The 24679-nt window shown below is 52.6% G+C and carries 23 protein-coding genes and 1 tRNA gene; 6 read left to right on the forward strand and 18 right to left on the reverse strand.

Annotated features, from left to right (window positions below):
- Positions 1 to 26 precede the first annotated feature (26 nt).
- Genes oraE through ord form a run of 5 tightly spaced genes read right to left on the reverse strand, consistent with a single transcriptional unit; the run spans position 27 to position 5376 of the window.
- Positions 27 to 2222: a D-ornithine 4,5-aminomutase subunit OraE gene (oraE, locus tag KCG48_RS10830; RefSeq protein WP_211802234.1), complete on the reverse strand. Its 2196-nt coding sequence runs from the start codon at positions 2220 to 2222 to the stop codon at positions 27 to 29.
- Entirely contained in the window at positions 2222 to 2593 is a 372-nt protein-coding gene (locus KCG48_RS10835) for an ornithine aminomutase subunit alpha (RefSeq protein ID WP_211802235.1), read from the reverse strand. Before KCG48_RS10835 ends, oraE begins: the two co-directional genes overlap by 1 nt.
- Positions 2594 to 2597: 4 nt before the next feature.
- Entirely contained in the window at positions 2598 to 4040 is a 1443-nt protein-coding gene (ortB, locus tag KCG48_RS10840; protein WP_211802236.1) for a 2-amino-4-oxopentanoate thiolase subunit OrtB, read from the reverse strand.
- Entirely contained in the window at positions 4033 to 4335 is a 303-nt protein-coding gene (ortA, locus tag KCG48_RS10845) for a 2-amino-4-oxopentanoate thiolase subunit OrtA (protein WP_211802237.1), read from the reverse strand. Before ortA ends, ortB begins: the two co-directional genes overlap by 8 nt.
- Before the next feature lie 12 nt (positions 4336 to 4347).
- Positions 4348 to 5376 carry a 2,4-diaminopentanoate dehydrogenase gene (gene ord / locus KCG48_RS10850; RefSeq protein ID WP_211802238.1) on the reverse strand — a complete coding sequence of 343 codons (1029 nt, stop codon included), beginning with the start codon at positions 5374 to 5376 and terminating at the stop codon, positions 4348 to 4350.
- Between the two features lie 377 nt (positions 5377 to 5753).
- Between ord and KCG48_RS10855 the strand changes: the two genes are divergently transcribed.
- On the forward strand, positions 5754 to 6410 hold the full coding sequence (locus tag KCG48_RS10855; protein ID WP_211802239.1) for a VTT domain-containing protein: 657 nt from the start codon (positions 5754 to 5756) through the stop codon (positions 6408 to 6410).
- Between the two features lie 650 nt (positions 6411 to 7060).
- Here KCG48_RS10855 and KCG48_RS10860 read toward each other — a convergent pair.
- Entirely contained in the window at positions 7061 to 7735 is a 675-nt protein-coding gene (locus tag KCG48_RS10860; protein ID WP_211802240.1) for a hypothetical protein, read from the reverse strand.
- 379 nt (positions 7736 to 8114) lie between these two features.
- Between KCG48_RS10860 and lgt the strand changes: the two genes are divergently transcribed.
- Both lgt and KCG48_RS10870 read left to right on the forward strand, forming a co-directional pair.
- A complete protein-coding gene (gene lgt, locus KCG48_RS10865; RefSeq protein ID WP_211802241.1) occupies positions 8115 to 8912 on the forward strand; it encodes a prolipoprotein diacylglyceryl transferase in 798 nt (265 codons plus the stop codon).
- 124 nt (positions 8913 to 9036) lie between these two features.
- Positions 9037 to 9111, forward strand: a tRNA-Arg gene (locus KCG48_RS10870).
- A gap of 209 nt (positions 9112 to 9320) precedes the next feature.
- Here the strand turns inward: KCG48_RS10870 and KCG48_RS10875 are convergent.
- On the reverse strand, positions 9321 to 10487 hold the full coding sequence (locus KCG48_RS10875) for a hypothetical protein (RefSeq protein WP_211802242.1): 1167 nt from the start codon (positions 10485 to 10487) through the stop codon (positions 9321 to 9323).
- A gap of 663 nt (positions 10488 to 11150) precedes the next feature.
- Here KCG48_RS10875 and KCG48_RS10880 point away from each other — a divergent pair.
- Positions 11151 to 11309, forward strand: a complete 159-nt coding sequence (locus tag KCG48_RS10880; RefSeq protein ID WP_211802243.1) for a hypothetical protein — start codon at positions 11151 to 11153, stop codon at positions 11307 to 11309.
- A gap of 181 nt (positions 11310 to 11490) precedes the next feature.
- On the opposite strand, the gene KCG48_RS10885 is transcribed toward KCG48_RS10880, so the two are convergent.
- Together KCG48_RS10885 and KCG48_RS10890 are read right to left on the reverse strand one after the other, a co-directional pair.
- Positions 11491 to 12027 carry a 3'-5' exonuclease gene (locus KCG48_RS10885; RefSeq protein WP_211802244.1) on the reverse strand — a complete coding sequence of 179 codons (537 nt, stop codon included), beginning with the start codon at positions 12025 to 12027 and terminating at the stop codon, positions 11491 to 11493.
- 61 nt (positions 12028 to 12088) lie between these two features.
- Positions 12089 to 13492, reverse strand: a complete 1404-nt coding sequence (locus KCG48_RS10890; RefSeq protein WP_211802245.1) for a D-alanyl-D-alanine carboxypeptidase family protein — start codon at positions 13490 to 13492, stop codon at positions 12089 to 12091.
- Positions 13493 to 13723: 231 nt separating this feature from the next.
- Between KCG48_RS10890 and KCG48_RS10895 the strand changes: the two genes are divergently transcribed.
- Both KCG48_RS10895 and KCG48_RS10900 read left to right on the forward strand, forming a co-directional pair.
- Positions 13724 to 14935: a carboxylate--amine ligase gene (locus KCG48_RS10895; RefSeq protein ID WP_211802246.1), complete on the forward strand. Its 1212-nt coding sequence runs from the start codon at positions 13724 to 13726 to the stop codon at positions 14933 to 14935.
- Positions 14936 to 14999: 64 nt separating this feature from the next.
- Entirely contained in the window at positions 15000 to 16220 is a 1221-nt protein-coding gene (locus tag KCG48_RS10900; RefSeq protein ID WP_211802247.1) for an MFS transporter, read from the forward strand.
- 46 nt (positions 16221 to 16266) lie between these two features.
- On the opposite strand, the gene KCG48_RS10905 is transcribed toward KCG48_RS10900, so the two are convergent.
- The 9 genes from KCG48_RS10905 to KCG48_RS10940 form a co-directional block, all read right to left on the reverse strand.
- On the reverse strand, positions 16267 to 17337 hold the full coding sequence (locus KCG48_RS10905; protein ID WP_331000394.1) for an NAD(P)H-dependent flavin oxidoreductase: 1071 nt from the start codon (positions 17335 to 17337) through the stop codon (positions 16267 to 16269).
- 202 nt (positions 17338 to 17539) lie between these two features.
- Positions 17540 to 17683, reverse strand: a complete 144-nt coding sequence (locus KCG48_RS10910; protein ID WP_211802248.1) for a hypothetical protein — start codon at positions 17681 to 17683, stop codon at positions 17540 to 17542.
- Between the two features lie 376 nt (positions 17684 to 18059).
- A complete protein-coding gene (locus KCG48_RS10915; protein ID WP_230977103.1) occupies positions 18060 to 19415 on the reverse strand; it encodes a PTS fructose transporter subunit IIC in 1356 nt (451 codons plus the stop codon).
- 30 nt (positions 19416 to 19445) lie between these two features.
- Positions 19446 to 19889: a PTS sugar transporter subunit IIA gene (locus KCG48_RS14790; protein ID WP_230977104.1), complete on the reverse strand. Its 444-nt coding sequence runs from the start codon at positions 19887 to 19889 to the stop codon at positions 19446 to 19448.
- Positions 19886 to 20827, reverse strand: coding sequence for a 1-phosphofructokinase (gene pfkB / locus KCG48_RS10920; RefSeq protein ID WP_211802249.1), 942 nt, complete (start codon positions 20825 to 20827; stop codon positions 19886 to 19888). Before pfkB ends, KCG48_RS14790 begins: the two co-directional genes overlap by 4 nt.
- Positions 20828 to 20866: 39 nt before the next feature.
- Complete coding sequence (locus KCG48_RS10925; protein ID WP_211802250.1) at positions 20867 to 21622, reverse strand: DeoR/GlpR family DNA-binding transcription regulator; 756 nt, start codon at positions 21620 to 21622, stop codon at positions 20867 to 20869.
- A gap of 240 nt (positions 21623 to 21862) precedes the next feature.
- Positions 21863 to 22585, reverse strand: a complete 723-nt coding sequence (locus tag KCG48_RS10930) for an amino acid ABC transporter ATP-binding protein (RefSeq protein ID WP_211802251.1) — start codon at positions 22583 to 22585, stop codon at positions 21863 to 21865.
- The gene (locus tag KCG48_RS10935) at positions 22582 to 23232 is read right to left on the reverse strand and encodes an amino acid ABC transporter permease (RefSeq protein ID WP_211802252.1); all 651 of its coding nucleotides are present in this window, start codon (positions 23230 to 23232) and stop codon (positions 22582 to 22584) included. Before KCG48_RS10935 ends, KCG48_RS10930 begins: the two co-directional genes overlap by 4 nt.
- Before the next feature lie 36 nt (positions 23233 to 23268).
- Complete coding sequence (locus tag KCG48_RS10940; RefSeq protein WP_211802253.1) at positions 23269 to 24021, reverse strand: transporter substrate-binding domain-containing protein; 753 nt, start codon at positions 24019 to 24021, stop codon at positions 23269 to 23271.
- Between the last annotated feature and the right edge of the window lie 658 nt (positions 24022 to 24679).

Here is a 24679-nt window from a genome sequence, read left to right on the forward strand (position 1 = left end):
CGCTTTCCCCCTTTCCAGATTCGTTCTCATTCCTTTTCCCGCCGGGCACGGCGTTCCTTCACCAGATAGGTGGCCACATGGGCCCCCTTGGTTCCCCGGCCAAAGCCCATGTCCACCCCGGATTTCACCGCCAGATCCGCGATGATCTGGGTGCCTCCGCCGATGAGGATGAGCTTGTCCCGAACCCCTTTTTCCGCCGCAATATCCGCCAGCTTCTTCAGGTTCTTGTAGTGGATGTTGTCGTGGCTGATGATGGTGCTGGCTAGGATAGCCTCCGCATGGGATTCAATGGCCGCATCCACCAGCTTCTCCACGGGAACGGAGGTGCCGAGATAGAGACACTCCACCCCGTACTTCTCAATGCCGCCGTGCTTGATGTCGATGATCTCACGAAGGCCCACGGAGTGTTCGTCATGGCCCAGGGTTCCCGCTACAATCTTTAAGGGGCGCTGGGCAATGTCCGCCCGGATTTCCTCTTCGGAGAGAAGTTCCGCTTTTGGCGCCAGGGTCAGGGTATTGGCATCGACGTCAAAGGCTAACCTTCCCTTGATCTCCACTAAGGTTCCTTCCGCCGCCTGCATCACCTGCTTGTGGACCACTTCCACATCGAGAAGACCCATGCGCTTTCCGATTTCCACGGCGGCCGCTTCCGCTGTCCGCTCATCCACGGGAAGCATCATGGTTTGGAGGATCACGCCGTCTCCCGCCCATTCCACCTCAGGCTTGATATGTTCTCTTTCTCGATACGGGGCTGTTTCCTTCAGCCGCACCGCCACCTGATCCTCAGGATCCAGTTCGTCAATGTAGACAATCTTCTCCGGGACGGTGAAGGTGTCTCCGCCGATGGCGTCCTCAGGATGGGCCCACTCCTCCGGCACATGGTTTACGCCGAAAAAGCCGCTGACGGGGGCGAAGTAGTCCGCCGCCTTGGGGTAGACCGTCCCTTCGCCGAGACCCCCGGCGATCTTCCGGACGATGCCGTCGCCGTTGCGCTCCGGATAATAGCCGGAGTCCACAAAGAAGCCCTGTTCCACCGCCTGGAAATAGCCGCCCACTTCTAAGATTTCCTCCAGGAAGAGCACCGCCCGTTCCTGAATCTCCCGGACCTTTTCCCGAAGGGGGCCGTCTTTCTTCAGCTCCACCATATCCAGGAGCCCGTCCAGGCCCTGGAAGGCCTGCTTCGCCGTGCTGACGGCGGCAATGTTGTTGTAGTGCCAGGGCACGTTGCGTCCCTCATCGGGGGTGATGGTGGACTGGATGTCCGCCCCCGTGAGCTCCGAGATGAGGAGATTGAGGACATGGGTTACTGTGGCTTCCCGGGTGTCCGACTCCATATACTTCGTATTCTGCTGGGCCCGCATGCGGTATTCGCTGAAGAACTCCCGCAGGGCCACGGCATAGGGCAGATCCAGCCGCATGGAGGGCGCCGGCGGCGCTGTAGGCGGCACGGTGCTGAGGCAGATGTTCTCCTTTTTGATCCCCGCCTTCACGGAGAACACGGAGTTTAGCGCATGCTGCACCATGAGCTCCGGCAGAACCTTCCAGGCCTCCCGGGCTGTGGCGTTGGCATTGTGGGCGCCGTCGATCTGGGCTAGCCCTCCCAGGGCCATGACAGCCTTGGCATAGCCCGCATCCACAAAGGAGCGCACCATGTTGATGTTGCGGTAGAGGATATTGTACTGGGGATCCTGATGGGCCCCATTGACCCCTTCCTCCACGAACATGACGGCGATTTCCGGTCCCGCCACCCCAGAGACATAGGAGTGGAAGTTAATGGGCCTTCCCACCTCATCCTCGATGAGATCCAGGGCCTTGCGCTGGGCCCGGACCTGCTTGCGCGTAATGGGAATGCCGCCGATGCCCTGGGGAGTTCCTTCGATGAGCCCGTCATAGTGGCTCTGGCCCGCGGTACGGATGACCATGATGTGGTCCGCGCCATGCCAGGCCGCCATGCGCATGCGCCGAATATCGTCTTCGAAGCGTCCCGAGGCGATTTCCGTGGTAATCACCGGCCGGGGCTGGGGATCAATGCCCCCGAAATATTTTGCCGAGGGCAGGCTCTGGCTTTGGACCAAAGACTCGCTCATTTCCCGATAGGTGAAGGGCCCCAGCTGAAGGTTCTCCACCTTTTCCCGCCAGTGCCATCCCCGTCTTCGGGGGCGGTACTGGTCCAGATCCTTCAAAATCCCTTCGATGTTTAGTTTTTCATCCTTCTTCAGCATCACTTTCCCCCTCCCAGAAACAGCCGGACCGCCAGGTCCCCATGCTGTCCCTCGGCCATTTCCCGGCCCACGTCCCGATAGGAGCGCCCCAGCTCCTGGGCCACCCGCAGGACCACATGACCAGCACCCCGGTTAAGAAGTCCCCGATCCAGACAAAAGTCCGTGAGGACTTTTGCCTCCAGGCTGGAAAAGCCCATGCGAAGGAGCACAGACCGCTCCACAGAAGGCGTTGTATTTTCCTGGGACAGGGTGACCAAGGGGGCCACGATCTCCTCCGCCAGGGCAAAGAAGCGGGCCTTCAGCTCCTCATCGCTGAGTCCCTTTAAATGTTCTCTTCGGATTTCATAATCGTCGTTTCGTTTCTGTGCCATCCTTTTATCCTCTCTTTGCATCCTCCGCACAAACGGGTATCCCCAGTTCTTCGAGGGTCTTCACGACAAATTCTTCGCTACCCCGGGTCTCTTCCTGTAAAAATTCCAGGTCCCGGGCCGTCACTTGGGTGACCTGCCGCTGGGTCACCAGGTTTTTGATGAGGGAGCGGCGCAGGCTCTCCAGATCCTGGGGCCGAAGGCCGATGAGTTCCGGCGATGCCGGAAGAATAATGGATTTTCCGGGAATTTCCTCCTCGGGATTTCCAAAACCCACGGTGATCCCGTGATCCCGGGCAAAGGCCAGCTGAGCCAGCGGGTGTTTTCCCGCCCCGGTGTACTCCGTCTCCTGGACCACAAGAATGTCCGTGGACTTCAAGGTCCGGGCCAGGGCAAAAGCTGCGGTTAGCGAGGTATTCCCCGCCGGTCCCCGCTCCATGCCTTCCAGCTGGGCCAGGGCTTCCGTCATGTAGAACACTTCTCCCTGCTTCACCAGGTAGTACTCGTCCATGTACCGAAGGGCCCGGGCGGCGCTTCGGGGCACATCGGAGCGGTCGGGGTACGCGGCAAAGGGAATTCCGAAGCCCGTATGGCCCGTGGTGAAGGACTTCTTATTGAAATCCACATCCGAGGCCATGTGGAGGCCGGAAAGATCCACGCTGACGCCCACCACCTTGGTGTTCCAGGCCCCCGCGGCCTGGAGGCCCCGGGCCGTGCCCGTGAGGTTTCCGCCCCCGGCGTGGGTGGCTAGGACCACGTCGGGATCCTTGCCGTAGCGTCTTCGGACTTCCTCGGCGATTTCCAGCCCCAGGGTTTCCACCCCGCGGATGCCGTAAGCGGAGTAGAGGGAGGCATTGAAATATTCCGTCTCTTCCAAAATCTTTAAAAAGGTGTAGAAGAGCTCCGGCCCCACGGTGAGCTGAATGACCTCAGCGCCCAGAGCTTCGCATTTTCGCTGCTTCTCCAGTATCTCCGGCTGTCCTTCGCCTCGACTGTCATAGCATTCCTGGACCACGATGCACTGGAGGCCGTACCTCGCCGCCTGGGACGCCACGGCGGCGCCGTAGTTTCCGGAGGTGGCGGTGACCACGCCTTTGTAGCCCAGTTTTTTGGCCATATGCACGGCTAAGGATGCCCGCCGGTCCTTGAAGCTTCCCGAAGGATTCGCCGCCTCGTCCTTGATGAGGATCTGGGCGCCGTAGCCTTCCGGGGAGAGCTTTCGGGCCAGGGCCGTGAGGTTTTTCGCCTCAATGAGGGGGGTGTTTCCCACGGCGGCTTCCCGCTGAATCACCACCGCTTCCTCCAGCGTAATACCCACGTCCTTCATCATGGCTTCATAGTCGAAGGCCAGAGGAGTTTCCTCATACCGGGCATAGTCCATGCCCAGGGCTTTTTTCATGATTTCATTTTTTCGGCCCATGACGGCCCCATAGCTCATATCCTTATGCATGTTCATCCTCCAAGAGGGCCCTGAGGGTAATCCCGATCTCCAGAAGCTCCGGGATGAATTCTTTGCCGTAGCCATAGTCATAAGTGGGGTTTTCCCGGGTAAGGGTTCCCGTCACCCTTCGACCCGTGAGGGTTCTAATCTCCACCTGCTCCCCCAGCCGTGCCTCTTTTAAAAGAAAGCCCTTCAGCCGCATCTCCAGAGGGACCCTTTGGGTTTCCGGCGGAAGGTTTCCCGTCCGCTCCTCGGGCCTTAAGATAATTTCCCGGATTTCCACCCAGGTGTCTGACTTCACCATCGTATCTGCCTCCTAAATATGGTTTCGGAAATCGTCCATGATGGCGTGGGCCACGGGAAGATCCGCCATGGTTTTCAGGCCCGGGGCAGCCTGGAGCACCAGAGGAATGACGTTCACCGCCGCTGCGATGGTGCCGATGCCCCCGGGCACTTCCGGCGTAATGACCATGGACAGGTTGGGGTCGCCAAAAATCTCAATGTAGTCCCCGGTGCCGATGCCCTCCAGGTCCGGACGGACCTGCTGGGGATGCTCCAGGGTGATGACGGGTTTTCCGTCCTTAAGGGCCACGGCCGTATGGTTGCATCCCGCCACATTTCCCGCTTCCACCACCACTTCCGGGGTTTCCCGGCGGACCTTGGACACGATGGGTTCCCGGGTCTGGACGATTTCATCGTAGGAAAGCCCCAGGGCCTTCGCCACCATGGGGATGGACTGCAAAAAGCCCACATGGCCATAGATGGTTCCGTCTTTCACCCCTTGGGTGAATTCTTCCACGGTGCGACCCACGCCCTGCTCCTCCATGACCGTCTTCCCGAAGGGGGACAGGTCATTGACCCGGCGGGCCCGGATGGAGTCCACCCGGCGGACACCTAGGGAAAGCTGGATAATGAGAGTATCCAGGATAAAGCCCGGGTTGACTCCCGTGCCCAGGACCGTGACCCCGTGGACCTTGGCCAGCTCATCGATTTCCCGGCTGAGCTTCGGCTCTGTGACAAAGGGATAGGCCATCTCCTCGGCAATGGTGATGACCTGGATTCCCCGGCTCACCAGGAAGGAAATTTCCTCCACCACGCCCCGGACGAAGGAATGAATGGCCAGGATGCAGACATCGGGTTCGGTCCTCTCCACGATCTCCTGGGGATTGGCACTCACCGGGATGCCCATTTTTTCCCGTCCCAGGTAAACCCCCAGGTCCATGGGCTTTTCCAGCCTCCGCTCGATGCCCCCCACCACTTCTACGCCTTCCTTGGTCAGAAGCATGTCCACCATGCCTTTGCCCATATTGCCCAAACCCCATTGAATAACCCGAATCTTCTCCATGTAAGTTCCTCCTTCACTTATGCAGGTTCCATACGAAGGCTTGCCACCAATCCGCCCCCTGACCCGAGGTCAGAAATAATGAACTTATATTTATAAAGATTTATGTATCTTAATAAAATATTTCATTTTAATATGGCATTTATGCATGTAAACCTTTTTATTCACTCAAGATAAGCATATCAGATCACCTTTGGTTTTGTAACCCCCTGGCTGAGGGGATATCCGAATATCCCCCACCGGAAAAGCCCATGGCGGGTGAAGCTCCCGCAATTCTTAAGGACAATTCATGGAAATTACAGAATGGCTTCATGATTATCCACTGTCTTTCCAAGAATTTTGCCCTACAATGAAAGGAGAAACCACAAAAGGAGAGCATTATGGACCTTACGCAGATCATCGACTTTCTCACCCATTTGGATGTCCACATCGCCGATCTCATCGGCCAGTACGGCTTCGGGGTCTACGCCATCCTCTTCCTCATCATCTTTCTGGAGACGGGGGCCGTCGTCATGGCCATCCTTCCCGGAGATTCCCTCCTGGTGGGGGCCGGAGCCTTTGCCGCCACGGGGGATCTCAGCCTATTCGTTCTTCTTCTGGGCTTTTTCCTGGCCACGGTGGCCGGAGACTCCCTGAATTTCCACATCGGCCGGTACTTTGGCCGCAAATACCGAAGCAGCCGGTTTGAAGACCGGACGCTCTTTAAGTTCATCAACAAGGAAAACTTCGAGAAGGTCCAGGGTTTTTTTGACCACAACGGCCGGCGCCTTTTCCTGGGCTCCCGCTTTGTTCCCGTGGCCCGGGCCCTGACTCCCTTCACCGCAGGATTTACCCAGGCTGATTTTCGCCACATTTCCCCCTTCCTGCTCCTGGGCAATGCTTTCTGGACCGGCCTCTATGTCTCAGTGGGCTTCTTCTTCGGCCAGATGTCAGGCTTCCAGGGAAAGTTCCACTACCTGATTCTTCTCATTTTCCTCATTTCCATGCTTCCGGCCACGGTGTACTTTATCCGCCGGCAGCTGAAGAAGGGTGAATAAGGAAACGAAAAACTCCTCCCATACAAAAAGGACCGCATCCGTTGATGCGGCCTTTTTGTATGGGAGGAGTTTTGTGAAAAAGAGATTACGCTTTACAAATGTGGATTCCGAAGACCTACTCATCGTGCTTGGCAATGGCGCTGGGATCGCTCTGTCCTTTGCCGTCGGCCCGGAGCACCAGGAGCATCCGCAGTACCTCGGAGATAAGGCACAAGATAGGCAATTCCGCTAAGTTTTTTGACTCCTAGCATGGAGCCAACGATAAACGTCGATAGTGATCCCGGCATCGGACCTCTGCCATATTTTGGAAATCCAAACTTCTCCAACCCCTGCAAGAAAAACGAAGTTCTCCGATGACAGCTGAAAATAAAGGCTTGAGTACTATTGATCGAAGACACTTCACCTGTAACTTCATTAATGTTCTATCTGAATCACGAAATTAATCCACCTGATACTCTTTACCAATTTCTCAGACACTATTTGCAATTTTGCTTTCCAAGACTTCGATGATAAAGCTTTTTCATCTGTATTTATAAATGCTAGACTTTCCTACTATTCGCCCCATTCACCTTGACAGCCAGGACTCCATTAACGCTAAGTCACAAAGATAAAAAAAAGACCAGGCTTACACCTGATCTTGGAGTGCTTACTTACCGGTAAAAGATTTCGCTGAGGGCTTCCACATGTTCAAATTCAATGGGTTCGCCGTTGAGTAAAAACTGTACGCCATCCACCCATCGGCCGCCGTATTCCCGCTGGAGGAAGGTCTCGCTGAGGGCCATGATGGTTTCCAGTCCTCCCGTGGAGCCTTGGAAGTAGTCATAGGTCCAGGTTTTCCCCGTATCCGTTTCCTTAAGATTTACGATGAGGATCTCTTTTCCTTCCACGGTGTTGATCTTCGTGGCTTCCATGGGAAGTCCGCCGAAGAACTTGGCACTGAGCTCCGCCCCTAGGAGATTCATCTTGGTGAGGAGCGGCTCGTCGGTTTTCACCACCACGGTGGAAATCTGGGACGTGACCCCTTCCTCATTGGAGCCAAAGACCGGCAGGGTTTCCTCATCCTCCCCGGGCACGGGGGTATCGGGATCTTCTCCGGGAACAAAACCCAGACGGATGAGCTGCTGTTCATAGACATCCCGCTCGCTGGTCACGGTGGCGAGCTTGTCCTCCAGCGCCGTGAGCTGTCCGGTGAGCACATCCACCTGTTCCTGCAATGCGCTATTATCGGCCTGGAGTTTCTCCATCTCCTTAGCACTGCCGGAGCATCCGGTAAGCAGCATTATGCCAATGAGCACTGCCATTCCCAAAGTCCATGTTCGTTTCATGTCATCGCCTCCGCTTCCACACCATTTGATCTTGTCTTCAGTATAGCAAATCCCAACGGATCTGAACAGTTCCAGCCCCCGCCCATGGCGGATTATGGCCGTTGGGGTTCCTTTATCCGAATTCGGTTCCGGCAAATAAGCCATCGCTTATCCATATCACGAGTGAAATTAGTACTAAAAACCAAAAAATAATATCAAAAAAAATAGATTCTATTAACTTCGATACCTTATGAAAATCAACAGCTTTCGAACCTTATGACAAGGAAATTCTGCTGAAACACTTCCCCGAACATGATTCATTCCCCTGTCTCCCTCGGAGTATTATGGTTCTTGTAAGGTGCTGTGGTATAATAATTTAAAAGCAGAAAAGAGGTGTTCTATGAATCCCGTAGCATTTAATTTGTTTGGCATAGATGTCATGTGGTATGGCGTACTCATCACTCTGGGTGTCCTCGTGGCCTTTGGCATTGTCTATATCAACTGCAGAAGAAGCGGAGGCACCATCAGTTTTGATGACATCACCGACGCCTTCCTCTACGCCTTCCCCTTAGCCCTCATTGGTGCCCGTCTCTACTATGTCCTCTACGAACTGGAGAACTACAAGACGCTGGCGGATGTCCTCAACTTCCGAAACGGGGGGCTGGCCATCCACGGGGGACTCATCGGTGCCGCTGTCGGGGTCGTCATCTATAAGTTCGTGAAGAAGAAGACCGTGAAGGAAGTTCTTTCCATGGCGGATGCTGCAGCTCCCTCCATCATCCTGGCCCAGGCCATCGGTCGCTGGGGCAACTTCATGAACCAGGAAGCCCACGGCGGACCGGTCTCTGAAGAATTCATTAAGCGGTTCCCGGAGTTTATTCAAAAGGGCATGCTCATCAAGGGAACCTATTACCATCCCACCTTCCTCTATGAGTCCCTGTGGAATGTCCTGGGATTTATCATCCTCATGTACATCTTCGGAAAGCGAAGAAAGAACGAGGAAGGCGTCACCCTTTATGCCTATATGATCGTGTACTCCATCGGCCGCTACTTCATTGAAGGCATGCGCACCGACAGCCTCATGTTCATGGGCATGCGCCAGGCGCAGCTCATTTCCCTAGCCGCGATCCTCTTCGGCATCATCATGATCGTCATCACCAAGCGAAGAGCAAAAAACCAGATTGGATCTATTGTTTAGTCCTTGGAGGCTTCCTGTAAAGGGAGCCTCTTTTTATTCTTTCCTTTTCTACCTCCAATGCCTTCCCTCCCCAAGCACCTCATTGACTTGAGTCCTTGATAATACTATAATAACTAGTGTCCAAGCCTTCATAGTTAAATGGATATAACAAGCCCCTCCTAAGGGCTAGTTGTGGGTTCGATTCCCGCTGAGGGTACCATTAACTTTACTGATTTCATAAGTAATCATCTTTAATTACTAATTTTGATCAGTTTTCGATTACTTTAATGTTGAAAGGTCTGGGATTCTCCTGTGTGAGTATCCCAGACCTTTATATTTAATATGCAAAATCAAAACATTAATTTAAAGATATCAAATCATGATTTGTGTGAATAGTGATGCCTTACTTCTTCCATCAGAATAAATTAGCTAATTGATCGAAACCAATGTCACCGTATCGTTCGTGAAGGAGGCTATACCATACGCTGTTTTTTTAACCGTTGCATTAAATGCATTTTTCGCTGAAAACTGCGTTTCAATCCACAAATCGCCAATTTCGACTGTTGCATCAATGTTTGTTGCTTTTAGTCTTTGATTCAAATCATCACGGATTGCCTCTTCGGAAATCTCCACGAATGAAGTCTCAATATGATCGAAAGAACTCTCATCATTAAGATTTTTCTTGATCAGTTTAACAAGATTCTTATGTGAGCCATCGAAAATTCCGAACTGCCCATTCACCCAATCATGATGAGAATCTATTTTTGTCTGAGCACGGTCGTTTTTTATCATCTCAGGACTCACTGTAGTAAAGATTGAAGCATTTGATGATGTTTCAATTTCACTTAAATCGACATTCTTCCCAAAAGTCCCAGAAATATTGGAGATGATCATGTTCACTCCATCATAGGTCACATCGAGCGAAGCAATAAGCTCATTTCCAAAACTATGCTCCAACATAATTTTTTCCACATGCCAACTTTGCTTATCCTTCGGTGTCCAATCACCAGTATATATTACCCTTAAGTAATATTTGTAGAAATTTCCAGAAGTATCCTCATAACGATGAAACTTGGTGACATCATATGTATTTCCATCGGGTGCGAAAACATCTGTAGCGAAATAGTTAGTAAACAAAACAACAGCTGCTCTTTGAGCATTAACTACAGGAAAAACAGCTTCCAACGCTTCCGCTAAAGCCTCTTCAGTACTTGGGTCTTCTTTTCCGGGTTCCTCAGAAGGCGTTTCTGCATCAGAGTTTTGCCTAGGAAAGGTATGATAGGAAATGATAACTTCAATATCCATAGGGAACCATTCTCCCTCTGAGTATTTTACATCTCCTCCAATAGATACTGATTCTACCTCTCCGTCTTTTGTAAGCCATCCAGTGATTAAATCTTCAACTTTCTCAACTTTTATGTTCGTAAAACCATTCTTCTCGAACAACTCGATAACTTCTAGGTAGTCGTTTCCCTCCTGGGCACTTGAGGTGGAAGGGGTCTTGACTTGACCCGTTCGATCTGTTGTATCTTTACTGCATCCAACAACAAGAATAATCATGATACATGCGACAATTATACTAATAGTTTTTTTCATAAACTTAACCCCGCATTTCATTAATATCATTGAATCTAATATACTTGCAAAATGAAAACTACATTACGGCAAGAAATATATAGAATATCACTTTTTACTTATAAGAGTACTTATCAAATATTCTTGAAGCCAATTAACGATCATGAATGATTTATTCTTAGAGTAATTAAAATGTATTTACCATACTTACCATCCTTTCATTTTAATTTTAAATTTGTTTTCATTTGGTGATAATGGAGTGTCATATTATTTAAGGTATTTACACTCACAGAATCATTCATTATGTATTAAAGTTACGAGATAACCGTATATTGCTTATTACAATTTGTATTTATATAATATTATATTTTTGATATTTTAATTATATTTGCTTTGTGATTACTTTACCATTCTTTTTTGAAAAATGCAATTCTTCAACCACAAATCTAACTCAACGTCAGAAGCAATATAGAATCTAAAATACGATTATTAATACATCTTTTTTTATCGTTTCTATCTTACTTAAAATTAAAGTTTTTCACTTTTCAACTGAAATAATGGCTTTTTAACATATTTTTATTCAAAAGAGATTTCTATTGGATCTCAATGTTTTACTTATGCTATAATATTAGTGATATCATAGGTTCATTTCAGGCAAAAATATAGTAATGGAAGGTAGAAAAAATGGCAAAAAAACCAGGAAGCACCTACAAAATTCTACTGACAATCCCTGAAACACTGAAGAAAGAACTCCAGCTGGAAGGCAAAGAGCAGGCCCGTTCCCTGAACAGCTACATGCTCTGGGTCCTGGCTAACCGGACTACGGAAACAAAACCCGAGTAATCCGGCTCATCATCCCGCACTTTTTCCCCGCATTTTGCGGGGATTTTTTTTGGATTTTATCCAAGCCTTTGGCTCTCCCTCTCTATGAAGTGCTTCAGCATGAAAATAACCGGAGGATCCCCTCCGGTTATTTCCTGTCTCTTTTGCATTAAGGATTCTTCTAACTAACGACAGGGACTGCTCAGCAATCCTCATCACGGGACAGGGCCTTGATCAGCTCATAGGTAATGCGGGTGTCCACATCGGCCATATGTTGTCCTTCCCGGGCGATCTGGAAATAGTCCGCCAGGGTCCCCAGTTTGTAGTTTTCCACCTGGCGTACTTTGCCCTTGGCCAGGCGAACCGTATCGATGAGCATGTTGGGAATGGACCTTCCCAGGGTTTGCCTTGCATAATGCTGAAGAAACCCGTAGTCAAAGGAGACATTATGCCCCACCATGGGCAAATCCCCCAGGAAACGAAGATACCCTTCCAGCGCCTGGGCTAAAGGGATCCCTTTTCGCACATGCCGGTCCGTAATTCCTGTGAGCTTGGTGATAAAGTAGGGAATGGGTCGGTCCTGAAGAATATAGGTGCTGTACTCCTCCACAATCTCGCCGCCCCTGACTTTCAGGGCGCTGATCTGGAGGATGCTGCATTTCTCGCAGGAAAACCCCGTGGTTTCAATATCCACGATGACAAATTCCCCATGGGGGATGATGGCCGTTGGAGAATGCATAGTTTATAACTCCTTTCAATGGAAAAACGAGAACGCCCCCCTGGGGCGTTCCACAGGACATCTATCGGTTGTTCTTGGGAAAATTCCGGTTGGAATAGAGCTTCTGCATCCGTCTCTTCTTTCTTCGGCGAAGGTTGATGGTCCGAACCACAAGGATGAGGAGGGCAAATGCCCCTACAATCCCCAGGAGAACTTTCCCCAGGACCTTCAACCGGGCTCCCCAGACTCCACCAGGCTTGTTGGCTTCTTCGGAAAGAACTTCAGACTCCACATCCACATCCTGATCCGCCAGAAGGTTCACCCTGCCGACTTTCTGGCCGCCCAGCATCACGGACACTTCGCCCACCTTCTCGCCTTTTACCACATTTTCCTTCAGGTCAATCTCCTGATCATAATGCAGTTCAAATCCGGAGGCCGCCGCACCATTGGCGGTGGCATAGTAAAAATCTTTCTCTGCCACCAGGTTCAGCACCTGCTGTTTCTTCAGGGGAATCTGCTTCATCACCTGACCTGCGGCATAGACCTTCTGGACAGAGAATGTTGCAAAGGCCCACTCGAAGAGAAGTCTCGTCTCTTCCCAATAGTTGGTCTGGTTGGCTGCCCGCATGACGGTCACCACAAAACGCTTCCCGTCTTTTTCGGCCACCGCCGTATGGGAATAGCCCGCTTCCGGCGTCCATCCGGTCTTCGCCACCACCGTGGGCTCATAGTAGAGCTTATGCCCCTTGGTCAGGAGGGCGTTCTTATTCGTCGCCCATCGGTTCAGCTCCGGTTCCAGGTTCGTGGTGGACAGCTTATAGGAATACACATGGTCGATGGCCACCAGGGTGGGGTTTTCCGACACCGCCCGGGCGATGAGGGAAAGATCATAGGGCGTGGTTTTATGGTTGGGATCCGTCAGTCCCGACGGATTGGCAAAATTCGTGTTCAGGCATCCCAGCTCCCGGGCCTTTTCATTCATGAGCTTGGCAAACTCTTCTTTCGTGCCCGATATGGCTTCCGCCAGGGCCAAGGCCGCATCATTGGCGGAATGGAGAAGCAGGGAATACAAAAGATCCTGGACGGAGACAATCTCCCCTTCCTTAAAGCCCATGGATGCTCCCTCGGCAAAGGGAGGATTGGGGCCAATGGTGATCATCTGATCCAGTTTCAGGTGATCCATGGTCAGGAGCGCCGTCATCATCTTTGTGGTGGACGCTGGCATATACTGCTGGAATCCGTTTTTCTCATACAAGATCAATCCGCTTTGGGCATCCATGACCACAACCCCTTCAGAAAGAAGGGACGGCACCTGGGGCGGATTGGGGATACTCAACGGAAGGTCCACGGCTGCCGCTTCCCCGGCAGGGGTTTCCACGGAAGGAGTCTCCACGATTGTTTCTGTTGCATAGACTGCCAAGCCTTGGGCTGATGACAAGAGCACCGCCAGGCTCAGGAGACCGGTTATCATCTTCTTATAGATCATCTTCTCACACCTCATAAAAAATTATAGCAAAAAACCCCTGTCCTCACTAGGATTTAACAAAGAATCCCGAAAATGTTTGCACAGGGGCAAAGGGAAGAGGTTTTACGGAGTAACCCCGCCCTCCCTTCTGCCTGACCTCCGGCTTTTCCCCTGGCCCACTTGCCATCCGGGGAAAAATCTACCATAATGAATAAAGAATCAACCCTGAAAAACAACGAAATGAGGTTCATTATGGAACATCCCTTCATCCCCGTCATCATCGGAACCGATATTAATGCTTACAATATGGCCATTTCCTTTCATGAGGAATACGGCATCAAACCCGTCGTCGTGGGCCGCGTCATGCTGCCCTTCACGGAACTGAGCTCCATCATCGGCGCTCTGGAGATCCATAAGGATCTCAACGAACCCTCCGCCTTTGCCCGCATTCTTCTGGACGTGGCCCAGCGTCACGAAAAACCCGGAAAGAAACTGATCCTGGTGGGCACCAATGATCCCTACGTCCGGCTCATCATTCAGAACCAGGAGCTTCTGAAGACCCGCTACCTCATGAACTATATCACGGAAGACCTCATGAACCAGCTCTATGTGAAGAAAAACTTCTATGAGCTCTGCAAGGACCACGGCATCGATACCCCCGCGACCTTCTACCACTCCTGCAAGGACACAGCGCCCTTTGCTGAGGAGATGCGCTATCCCGTGATTCTAAAGCCCAGCAACGGCGTGGAATACTACAAGCATCCCTTTGAAGGCGCCCAGAAGGTTTACCGTTTGGGAAGCCTGGAAGAAGTCAACGAGGTCATCCAGAAGATCACCGCCAGCGGGTACCGGGAGGATCTCATCATCCAGGACTACATCCCCGGCGATGATTCCTACATGTGGGATGCCGTTTACTATGCCGACCAGCAGGGAAAAGCCCAGCTCATCACCTATGCCCAGGTGGTTCTCCAGGAGCATACGGTGACGGCCATCGGCAACTACACCGCCCTCATCACCCGCTTCAATGAAGAGATGATGACCAAGCTCGTGAATTTCCTGGAAGATCTCCACTACGTGGGCTTCGCCAACTTCGATCTGAAGTACGACGAGCGGGACGGAAAGTTCAAGGTCTTCGAGGTGAATATCCGTCAGGGCCGTTCCAGCTACTATGTCACCTTCTGCGGCCACAACATGGCCCGCTACCTGGTGGATGATCTCATCTACGGAAAGACCAAACCCCTGACCTACCTGAAGGAAGACTTCCTCTTCACCGTAGTTCCCAAGTATGTCCTGAAGAACTTTGTGGAAAACCCCCAGATCAATGGGGAAATCCGCACGCTGATCCGGGAAGGAAAGTGGGGCAATCCCCTCTTCTATAAAAATGACCATCACTTCAAGCGAAAGCTCTACATGATGGCCCGTCAGGTCAACTATGTGAAAAAATACCGCAACAATACGTGGTAAGCATACCCCGAATCGAAAGGATCCGCTTGCCGGATCCTTTTTCGTCCCTAAGGAGCGAAAAGTTATGGAGACAACCCCCTCCCCCTCCTGGAAAAAAGACACGATCCTCTTCCTTTCCAGTCAGGCCATTTCCCTCTTTGGCTCATCTTTAGTATCCTATGCCATCTTATGGTACATCACCCTGTCCACCAACTCCGGCATCATGCTCATGATCTCCACCCTCTTCGGCTTTCTCCCCCAGCTCATGGTGGGGATCTTTGCCGGCGTCTGGGCCGACCGGTTTCCCCGGAAGTATCTCATCATGATCGCCGATCTGGCCATCGCCTCAGCTACTTTCGGCCTGGCGGTACTCTTCTGGCAGGGCCATGAGAGCTACACGGCCATCTTTGCCGTTTCCTTCATCCGCTCCCTGTTCACCGGGATCCAGACCCCTGCGGTCAGTGCGCTTCTCCCCCAGATCGTCCCCAAGGACAAACTCATGAAGGTCAATGGCATCAACCTGGGCGTAGAGTCCGTCATGCTCCTTTTGGCCCCTCCCTTAAGCGCTCTCCTGCTCAGTTATGCCGGCCTGTCCCTGGTCTTCTTTCTGGATGTCCTCACCGCCCTCACGGCCGTGTTTCTCCTTCTCCGGCTGAAGGTCTCCGCCCATGTCAAAGCCCGGGAAAAGCAGACCGTCAGCTACCGGGAAGACCTCCTCCAGGGCCTTCGCTATGTGGGCAAAAACCGCTTCATCCTTTCCCTCATCTTATCCCGCCTTTCCGTCTACTTCCTTGTCTCCCCCGTGGCTATGCTGACGCCGCTTTTAGTGGCCCGAAGCTATGGGGAAGAATACTGGCGCCTGACCCTCAACGAGGTATCCTTCTTCGGCGGTCATATTCTGGGGGGATTTCTCATCGCCCTGTGGCCCGGCTTCAAAAACCGGACCCGGACCTTCGGCGTGGCCCTGCTCCTTTTGGGAATCCTCACCTCGGGCATGGGGCTGGCCACAACCTTCTGGCTTTACCTGGCCTTCATCGCCGTCATGGGTCTTGTCATTCCCTATTACCATACCCCCATCACCACTCTTCTCCAGGAGGTGGTGCCTGAGGAGAAGCTGGGCCGGGTGTTCAGCCTCGTTAATGCCTCCGCCGCCATGATGCCCCTGGGCATGCTGATTTTCGGCCCCTTATCGGACCGGGTGACCATTGAACAGCTCCTCCTGGTCTGTGGTCTTCTCATGACCCTCCAGTCCATCCTGGTACTTCGGAACCGACATCTGTTGAGCTATAAAAATCAGACTTTCTAGCAAACGCAATAAAAAGAGGTTCTCCAAGCGGAGAACCTTCTTCAATTTACAGCAGATTTTCAGCGTCCCGGGTCAGCTCATCCATGAGCTTGGCCACCGGTACGATCTCCTCCACTCTCCAGGCATTGCTTCCCGCAAAGAGAAGTCCCGTTTCCCCCGTGGCAGAATGCATGAGGGCATCGGAGATGCAGTAGGGCGTGGTCCGGGGATCACAGGGAACGAGGCAGTTGTAGCAGCGCTTCACCGGAATCTTCCCTTCATCCATGCGCTCCGTGAAGGCGTTGGCAATGGCCCGGCCGGGCATGCCCACGGGGCTCTGGACGATGCGGATGTCTTCTTTCCTTGACGCCACATAGGCTTCTTTAAAGGAAAGATCTGCATCACACTCTTCCGTGGCCACAAACCGGGTACCCATCTGTACCCCGGCGGCGCCCAGGGAGATAAATCGTGCAATATCCTCACCGGTGAAAATTCCGCCCGCAGCCACCACAGGGATTTTTCGGCCGTACTTTTCCTCGTAGGGCTTCACTGCCTCCAGCACTTCCACCACCAGGTCTTCCAGCTTTGGCGTTTCCCCCGACAGGACCTGTTCTTTCTTGAAGCCCAGATGACCGCCAGCCTCCGGTCCCTCCACAATGAAGAGATCCGCTGCGACGCCATGGCGCCGATCATAGGCTTTGGATATCACCGCAGCGGCTTTCCCGGAGGAGACCACCGGAGCCACTTTGGTCCTGGTGCCCTGGACCAGCTTAGGCAGATCCAGGGGAAGTCCCGCCCCGGTGATGATGAGGTCAATGCCCTCCTCAATGGCGGTGAGAATCAGCTCATCGTAGGTCGTCATGGCCGCCAGGAGATTTACCCCCAGCACACCCTCCGGCGCCAACTCCCGAGCACGCCTTATTTCCTTGCGCAGAGCCCGACGATTGGCCTCCAGGTTGTTCTTTACAAAATCCGGCTCTTTGAACCCGATCTGTACCCCCGAGATAATCCCGATGCCTCCTGCATTGGCCACGGCGGAAGCCAGGCCGGACAGCGAAATGCCAATCCCCATGCCTCCTTGTATGATCGGAACCCGTGCTTCCAGGTTCCCGATTTTCAGACTTTCCAGTTTTCCCACAATATCTTCCTCCAAAAATGAATACCCTCATTATACGCCGTGTTATTTTGAGAATCAAAATATTAAGAGTTTGTTAAGGAACGAGCCGCGGATTTCATGACCTGGAGGAGTCTCATTTTTTAGAACAAAAAAAATGCCTGGGGCTTCGCATCATGGCGAAGCTCCAGGCATCTCATCCGGGAATCTTCCCGGCAAAGGTCACTTATTTATTGTTCCTGTTCAGCAGAACCCAAAGGATGTAGTTGTTCAGGGATCTGAAGTCCTTCTCGGCTTCCTTGGACAGTTCTTCTTTTAAATCCACAGGCATGGTGAAGAGGATCTTGGTCTTGTCTTCCTTGTTTTTCATGGTTGTTCTCCTTCCGTTATGGATTGACAATACGCCACCCTCTGTTGCACCTGATAGTGATATCATGTACCGAATACCGTATGTCTGTCATCATTATAATATAGATATCGGAAAATGTTAATACTAGCCGACATAAATATTTTGCACTTCATGGATTAAACTCATGACTATTCCAAACGACACCTGGGATAAGACTTTGCGTTCATTAGATTCAACCTGTTCCCTACACTTTCCCAGGTTTCCCCTGAACTGCTCCACCGATACTTCACACTTAGAACTGTGATATTACCCTCCTGACACTCTGCTGGTTAAAATCCACCGAATTGGATCCCACAAAAAGGGCACCCGCAGGTGCCCCAAGGAATTTTGTCTGAAATTACGCCGTTTTCTTTTTCAGCAGGGTGAGAACCACACCGCCTACGGCAGAGCCGATGAGGATGGCCAGGATGTACATGGGGAGATTGCCCACGGCATTGGGGATGGGAAGAACGAAGATTCCGCCATGGGGAACCGCCAGTGTTGCGCCGAAGAGCATGGAGAGAGCCCCTGCTGTGGCTGAGCCCAGCATCATGGAAGGAATGACCCGGAGGGGATCCGCTGCGGCAAAGGGGATGGCGCCTTCAGTGATGAAGGAGGCGCCCAGAGCCCAGTTGGCTTTTCCGGCTTCCCGCTCTTCCAGGGTGTACTTGTTCTTGGCCAGAACCGTGGAGAGGGCAATGGCCAGTGGGGGAACCATTCCGGCAGCCATGACCGCAGCCATGACGGCGGAGGGCTGTCCTTGTCCGATGGTGGCCGCACCGAAGGTGTAGGCTGCCTTATTGATGGGGCCGCCCATGTCCGCGGCCATCATGATGCCCAGAATTCCGCCCAGGACCACGGCGTTGGTTCCGCTGAGGCCATTCAGCCAGCCGAGCATGGCATCGTTGATGGATTTCACCGGGCCGCCCAGGATGAAGATGAGCACCAGGCCCACGACTAAAGTGGAGAGCACGGGGAGAATGAGAACCGGCATGAGTCCTTCAAAAGACTTGGGCAGACGAATCACGCGCTTCAGAAGAAGAACGAGATATCCGGCAAGGAAACCGGCCAGGAGACCACCCAGGAACCCCGTTCCCAGACTGTTGGCCAAGATTCCGCCCACCATACCGGGGACAAGACCCGGACGGTCTGCAATGGAATAGGCGATGTAGCCGGCCAGAATGGGGACCATGAGCCCAAAGGCTGAGCTTCCGATGTTCATCAGCGCTGCAGCAATGGTTCCTTCTTCCTTGAAGGCCTGAATGCCAAAGGCAAAGGAGAAGGCGATGAGAAGACCTCCAGCCACCACGAAGGGAATCATGAAGGATACTCCGGTCATGAGGTGCTTGTACACCCCAGTCTTGGTCTTTCGCTCCGGTTCCGGTGTTTTTGTGACAGCTGCGGCTTCAGGAGCCTTGGCGGCGAGGGCCCGTTCGATGAGACCCTTGGCATCCTTGATGGCATCCTTGACGGAAGCTTCCACCATGGGTACTCCCTCAAAACGGGAACGGTCGATTTTGGTGTCGATGGCGAGGATGACGGCATGGGCTTCCTTCAGGTCCGCGGCGGTGAGCACGTTCTCGGCACCTACAGAACCCTGGGTCTCGACCTTCATCTCATGGCCCATTTCTTTGGCGGCAATCTGCAGCGCCTCCGCGGCCATGTAGGTGTGGGCAATGCCCGTGGGACAGGATGTGACGGCTACGATTTTCATGAATGATTCCTCCTCAAATTTAAGTGGGACTTATTCGAAAACACGGATAAATTCATCAAAGTTCTGGCAGCTCATGAGCTGATCCCGCACTTCCCGATGCATGAGGTTCCGGGAAATTTCACTGAGGGCCCGAAGGTGAAGATCACTGGACTCCTGGGGAACGGCGATGAGGAAAAAGAGATGCGCCGGCAGATCGTCCATGCTCTCGTAGTCCAGCCCTGCATCGCTTCGTCCGAAGACGATGGACGCTTCCGCCACGGCATCGCTTTTCCCGTGGGGAATGGCTATGCCCATGCCGATGCCGGTGGAGAACTCCGCTTCCCGGTGAAGAACCGCCTTGCGGAACTCCTCCTTGTCCTTGATCTTGCCATCGGCCACCAGCACATCGATGAGTTCGTCAATGACCTCGGCCTTGGACTGGGCTTTCAGTCCGAAGACCACGCGCTCTTTGGAAAACATATCTTTGGTATTCATCGTTTTTCCTCCTTGATTTTTTCTGTCGCCGCCTGCAAAAGACTTTCAACCTCCTGCAGGGTGCACGCCTTGGTTCCTTCCGTCATGACAGCGGCAGCTCCCGCCGCCTGGGCCATGGCCAGGGTTTCCCGCGGTCCATATCCCTTCAGTACACTGTAAATGATCGCCGCCACCATGGAATCGCCTGCCCCCACCGTGCTCTTCACCAGCACCTTTAAGCCTTCCGCCTTGAGAATGCCCTCAGCCGTGGCCAGGATACTTCCCTTTTCCCCCCGGGAAACCAGCACCTTCGAAATTCCCTTCGCCACCAGCTCCTTCGCCGCATCGACAATCTCGTCTTCCGTCAGGTGTTCCTTCCCCAGGTAGAGCGCCAGTTCGCGGTCATTGGGCTTCACCATGTCCGGTTTTGCCTCCAGGGCTTCCCGGAAGAGTTCCCCTTCAGCATCCAGGGCCACCAGGGCCCCTTTTTCTTTCGCAATTTCCGTCAGGAGACGGTAAATCTTCACCGGAATCCCCTCGGAAACACCCCCGGAGAGGACCACCACGTCCCCCGAAGTCACCGTTTCCCGATAGAGCCGAAGAAACTCCGTTAGCTCCTCTTCCTGAATCACCGGTCCCGGTTCATTGATGTCGGTGAAGGTTCCCTTCACCCGATCCACCACCTTGATGTTCGTTCGGGTGCTGCCCTTCACGGGCACAAACCGCTGCCCAATTCCCATGGTTTTCAGCTCCTTGAGGAAAACTTCCTCCAGGATCCCGCCGAGAAATCCCAGGGCCAGCGAATCTTCACCGAACTCCTTCAGCACTTTGGACACGTTGATTCCTTTTCCCCCGATGTCATTTCGACCCAAGACGACCCGATTGACTTCGCCCAGGGTGAATCCATCCAGGACGAGGGTCTTGTCCATGGCCGGATTCATGGTTACGGTGATGACCATGCCATCGCCTCCTCTTCATTCGTTATCCTCATATCTTCCTTACCGGATGATTTTCACGCCTTCCTCATCAAAGGACTTGATGATGTCCTCGCTGAGCTCCCCCGAGGTAATGACCCCGGTGAGTCCCCGCACCGGCTGGATCACCGCAAAGCTCACTTCATTGAACTTGGAGGCATCGCAGACGGCATAGACCTGGTTGGCGGAAGCGATCATGGCCCGTTTGGTCATGGCTTCAATGTGGTTTGGCGTGGTGATCCCATCGTCCACGGAGATTCCGTTGGTCCCGATGAAGGCCAGGTCCGCCTTGAAGTTGCGCAGCGTGTTTTCCGCCAGATACCCCACCATGGCCCGGGTCTTTCCCCGGAGGGTTCCCCCGGTGAGGATGACTTCCAGCCCTTCCACATCACTGAGCTCTTCCGCGATATCCAGTCCGTTGGTGATGACGGTGACCCGCTTTCCTTTGATCCGTTTCGCGATCTCCAGGGTGGTGGTTCCAGTGTCCAGGATGACACTGTCCCCTTCATTCACCAGTTCCGCCGCCAGTTCCCCGATGCGGATTTTATCCTCAAAGTACTCTGCCCGCTTTTCCTTGAAGCTGGGCTCGAAGGTCCGCTTCTGGAGTCCTACGGCGCCCCCGTGGGTGCGCTTGAGAAGATTCTTCTCCTCCATCTCCTGGAGATCTCTCCGGATGGTGGACTCGGAAACCCGGAAGGTTTCCGAAAGCTCGGTGACCTTGATACTGGAATGGACGGCGAGCATCGCCGCAATCTGATTCTGTCGTTCTTCAGCAAACATGACAATCAACCTCTTTCTTGCTCGATTTAGATTATTTGTGATTGTTTATGCTCGTTATTGTCATTATATGAGCAGATTCATCCGTTGTCAATACGTTTTCAAAATGTTAATCCTTCATTTCCGATCATATACAAGCATGCGAGGGTACACTTCCCCTCTTCCATCATAGCACGCCTCACCCCCAGAAATATCCGCCAACAACAAAAAAGACGGGAAAAACCCGTCTTTTGATAAAAAATATTACAGAATCTTGTTGAGGAAGTCCCGCGTGCGCTGCTCCTTGGGCTCCAAAAAGAGAAGTTCCGGAAGGTTCTCCTCCACGATGTTCCCGCCGTCCATGAAAATTACCCGGTCGGAAACCTCCTTGGCAAAGCCCATTTCATGGGTGACCACCACCATGGTCATGCCGTCCCGAGCCAAATCCTTCATGACCTGGAGTACCTCGCCCACCATTTCGGGGTCCAGGGCAGAGGTGGGCTCATCAAAGAGCATGATGTCGGGATTCATGGCTAGTGCCCTTGCAATGGCCACCCGCTGCTGCTGTCCGCCGGAGAGTTTCGAGGGCATGACCGAAGCCTTGTCCGCCAGACCCACCTTTCCCAGGAGATCCATCGCCTTCTTCTTGGCTTCGTCCTTGGATAGGATCCCCAGCTCCACCGGTGCCAGCATGATATTCTCCAGCACGCTCATATGGGGAAAGAGGTTAAAGCTTTGAAATACCATGCCGATGTTTTCCCGGATCTTGTTGATGTCTTCCTTAGGATCCGTGATGTCTTTTCCATTGATGAGTATGTGGCCGCCGTTGATGGACTCCAGTCCGTTCAGGCAGCGAAGAAGCGTGGACTTTCCCGATCCCGAGGGACCGATGATGCACAGCACCTCGCCGCTAACCACCTGAAGATCGATGCCCTTGAGCACTTCCAGGCTGCCGAATCTCTTGACCAGATCTCTTACTTCAATCATACCCGAAGTCTCCTTTCCACAGCCTCACCCAGGAGGGAGAGGAGCTTGATCAATAGAAAATACATGACGCCGACGATGAAGTAGATCTCGAAGGAGTCATAGGTGGATGCCACGATGATCTGCCCTTTCTGGGTCAGCTCCCCCAAGCCGATGACGGAAAGGAGGGAGGTATCCTTCAGGGAGATGATCATCTGGTTAATGAAGGCGGGCACCATGTTCTTCACCGCCTGGGGAAGTATGACCTTGCGCATGGTTTTGCCTGTGGGAAGCCCCAGGCTCCGGGCGGCTTCCGTCTGCCCCTTGTCCACGGAGAGGATGCCGCCCCGGAAAACCTCCGCCATATAGGCGCCGGAGTTCAGGGTCATGATGATAATGCCTGCCGTTAAGTTGCTGATTCGAAGATTGAGAAGATCCGGGAGTCCGAAATAGAGAAAGAAAGCCTGAATGATCAGCGGGGTTCCCCGAATGATATCGATATAGCCTTTGGCCAGGAAGTCCAAAGCTTTTTTCCCCGACAAACGCAGGAGACTGACCAGAAGGCCCACCACCATGGCCAGCAGCAGGGAGCTGATGGTGATGATGATGGTCATCCGGAGGCCTTCCAGAAGCACGGGAAGGCTGGAGCGGAAGATTTCAATGATGTTCACGGTTTTCCCTCTTTTCGATTCCGGTATTTTTGACGGTTACTTTCCGATGTACTTGGCGATGATGGCGTCATACTCGCCGCTGGCTTTGACCTTGGCAAGACCCGCATTGAACTTCGCCAGAAGTTCCGCGTTGGCCCCCTTCTTCACGATGAAGCCGTAGGGGGTGGAGGTGACTTTGTCGCCGATGACTTTCAGCTCGGGATTGGTTTCGGTCTTGAACTTGTACATGGCCACCGGATAATCCTCAAAGCAGACGTCCGCGTTTCCGGAGGTCACCGCCTGGAACATGCTGGGGGTGTCATTGAAGTAGATGATCTTTGCGCCATATTTCGCCAGAATGCTCTCCGCATAGGCGGCACCAGCCGTACCCTTCTTCACGGCAAAGGTCTTTCCCTGGAGGTCGGACTCGCCGGTCAAAGTGCTGTCGGCTTTTGCCACGATGGCCACACCGGAGTCAAAATACTCATTGGAGTAATCCACGGATTTTTTGCGCTCATCGGTGATGCTGATTCCCGCAATGGCGCCATCCAGCTGGTTGGCCTGGACGCCGGGGATGATGCCGCTGAAGTCCATGGGCTTCAGTTCATAGGTGAACCCTTCGGCCTTGGCAATGGCTTCCAGAAGCTCGATGTCGATGCCCACATATTTCCCATTCTGCTCAAACTCGAAGGGAGCATAGGTCACATCGGTGGCGATCATGTACTTCTCCGACTTGCTGCCGCATCCGGTCAGCAGGGAGACGCCCAGGAGCAGGGTGGCAATTCCGGTAATCAGTTTCTTTTTCATCATGGTCCTCCTTAAATTCTGGCTTTTTTCTTTCGTGGTGGCTTTAATGTTTTTGATTATAAAGACATTCGTCTCCCTGGTCAAGACGTTTTTGCAACTTTTGATTTCATTTCTTGCATTTTCGGTTTGTGTCGTTTACATTTTTCACTCTCGCAAAATAATGGGGTTCTTGCGGGACTTCCAGGCTCACTTTTACCTTTTCCATCGGTTCCTCTTGTGAATTCCGCAACAAAATCAACTTCTTCACCCTCCAAAATCGGAAGTTACTCCGAAATCTTGACGGAGAATTTCAGGTTTTGACGATCATTTATGAATTTTTGTTTTTTCAATCTTGCAATCCCTGATTTGTCCATCCCGCAAAAACTAAGCGCCTCTCCCCACCGTCCCCAGAGTTATCCCCAGGAGCCTCAGCCCAATCCCCAAAGGGCGCAGCCCTGTGGGGACAACCGAGGAGAAAGGCTCCATCCAAGCTATAGGGGAAGACAAAGGAATCCCTTTTTCCTCTTTTTCTCGCGGTCCCCCTTTCGATGCACTCTTCTTTCCATATGAAGGGCATTCTTTACCGCTATTTAACCCACCACATATGGTTTTTTACATATCAATCTTTTCCATCTCATGATATAATCGAGACAATCAAAACCCAGATCCGAAAGGGAGGGAT

The organism is Proteiniclasticum sediminis (assembly GCF_018128025.1).
Lineage (GTDB): Bacteria > Bacillota > Clostridia > Clostridiales > Clostridiaceae > Proteiniclasticum > Proteiniclasticum sediminis.

Excerpts from the sequence above, each read along its gene's own strand:
- KCG48_RS10915 (WP_230977103.1), bottom strand. The coding sequence starts at position 19,415 with ATGAAAATCGTAGCCGTCACATCCTGTCCCACGGGCATTGCCCACACC.
- KCG48_RS10890 (WP_211802245.1), bottom strand. The coding sequence starts at position 13,492 with ATGATCTATAAGAAGATGATAACCGGTCTCCTGAGCCTGGCGGTGCTC.
- ortA (WP_211802237.1), bottom strand. The coding sequence starts at position 4,335 with ATGGTGAAGTCAGACACCTGGGTGGAAATCCGGGAAATTATCTTAAGG.
- KCG48_RS10835 (WP_211802235.1), bottom strand. The coding sequence starts at position 2,593 with ATGGCACAGAAACGAAACGACGATTATGAAATCCGAAGAGAACATTTA.
- ortB (WP_211802236.1), bottom strand. The coding sequence starts at position 4,040 with ATGCATAAGGATATGAGCTATGGGGCCGTCATGGGCCGAAAAAATGAA.
- KCG48_RS10875 (WP_211802242.1), bottom strand. The coding sequence starts at position 10,487 with ATGAAAAAAACTATTAGTATAATTGTCGCATGTATCATGATTATTCTT.
- KCG48_RS10895 (WP_211802246.1), top strand. The coding sequence starts at position 13,724 with ATGGAACATCCCTTCATCCCCGTCATCATCGGAACCGATATTAATGCT.
- lgt (WP_211802241.1), top strand. The coding sequence starts at position 8,115 with ATGAATCCCGTAGCATTTAATTTGTTTGGCATAGATGTCATGTGGTAT.
- KCG48_RS10925 (WP_211802250.1), bottom strand. The coding sequence starts at position 21,622 with ATGTTTGCTGAAGAACGACAGAATCAGATTGCGGCGATGCTCGCCGTC.
- KCG48_RS10880 (WP_211802243.1), top strand. The coding sequence starts at position 11,151 with ATGGCAAAAAAACCAGGAAGCACCTACAAAATTCTACTGACAATCCCT.
- KCG48_RS10910 (WP_211802248.1), bottom strand. The coding sequence starts at position 17,683 with ATGAAAAACAAGGAAGACAAGACCAAGATCCTCTTCACCATGCCTGTG.
- oraE (WP_211802234.1), bottom strand. The coding sequence starts at position 2,222 with ATGCTGAAGAAGGATGAAAAACTAAACATCGAAGGGATTTTGAAGGAT.
- ord (WP_211802238.1), bottom strand. The coding sequence starts at position 5,376 with ATGGAGAAGATTCGGGTTATTCAATGGGGTTTGGGCAATATGGGCAAA.
- KCG48_RS10885 (WP_211802244.1), bottom strand. The coding sequence starts at position 12,027 with ATGCATTCTCCAACGGCCATCATCCCCCATGGGGAATTTGTCATCGTG.
- pfkB (WP_211802249.1), bottom strand. The coding sequence starts at position 20,827 with ATGGTCATCACCGTAACCATGAATCCGGCCATGGACAAGACCCTCGTC.
- KCG48_RS10860 (WP_211802240.1), bottom strand. The coding sequence starts at position 7,735 with ATGAAACGAACATGGACTTTGGGAATGGCAGTGCTCATTGGCATAATG.
- KCG48_RS10855 (WP_211802239.1), top strand. The coding sequence starts at position 5,754 with ATGGACCTTACGCAGATCATCGACTTTCTCACCCATTTGGATGTCCAC.
- KCG48_RS10900 (WP_211802247.1), top strand. The coding sequence starts at position 15,000 with ATGGAGACAACCCCCTCCCCCTCCTGGAAAAAAGACACGATCCTCTTC.
- KCG48_RS10940 (WP_211802253.1), bottom strand. The coding sequence starts at position 24,021 with ATGATGAAAAAGAAACTGATTACCGGAATTGCCACCCTGCTCCTGGGC.
- KCG48_RS14790 (WP_230977104.1), bottom strand. The coding sequence starts at position 19,889 with ATGAATACCAAAGATATGTTTTCCAAAGAGCGCGTGGTCTTCGGACTG.
- KCG48_RS10930 (WP_211802251.1), bottom strand. The coding sequence starts at position 22,585 with ATGATTGAAGTAAGAGATCTGGTCAAGAGATTCGGCAGCCTGGAAGTG.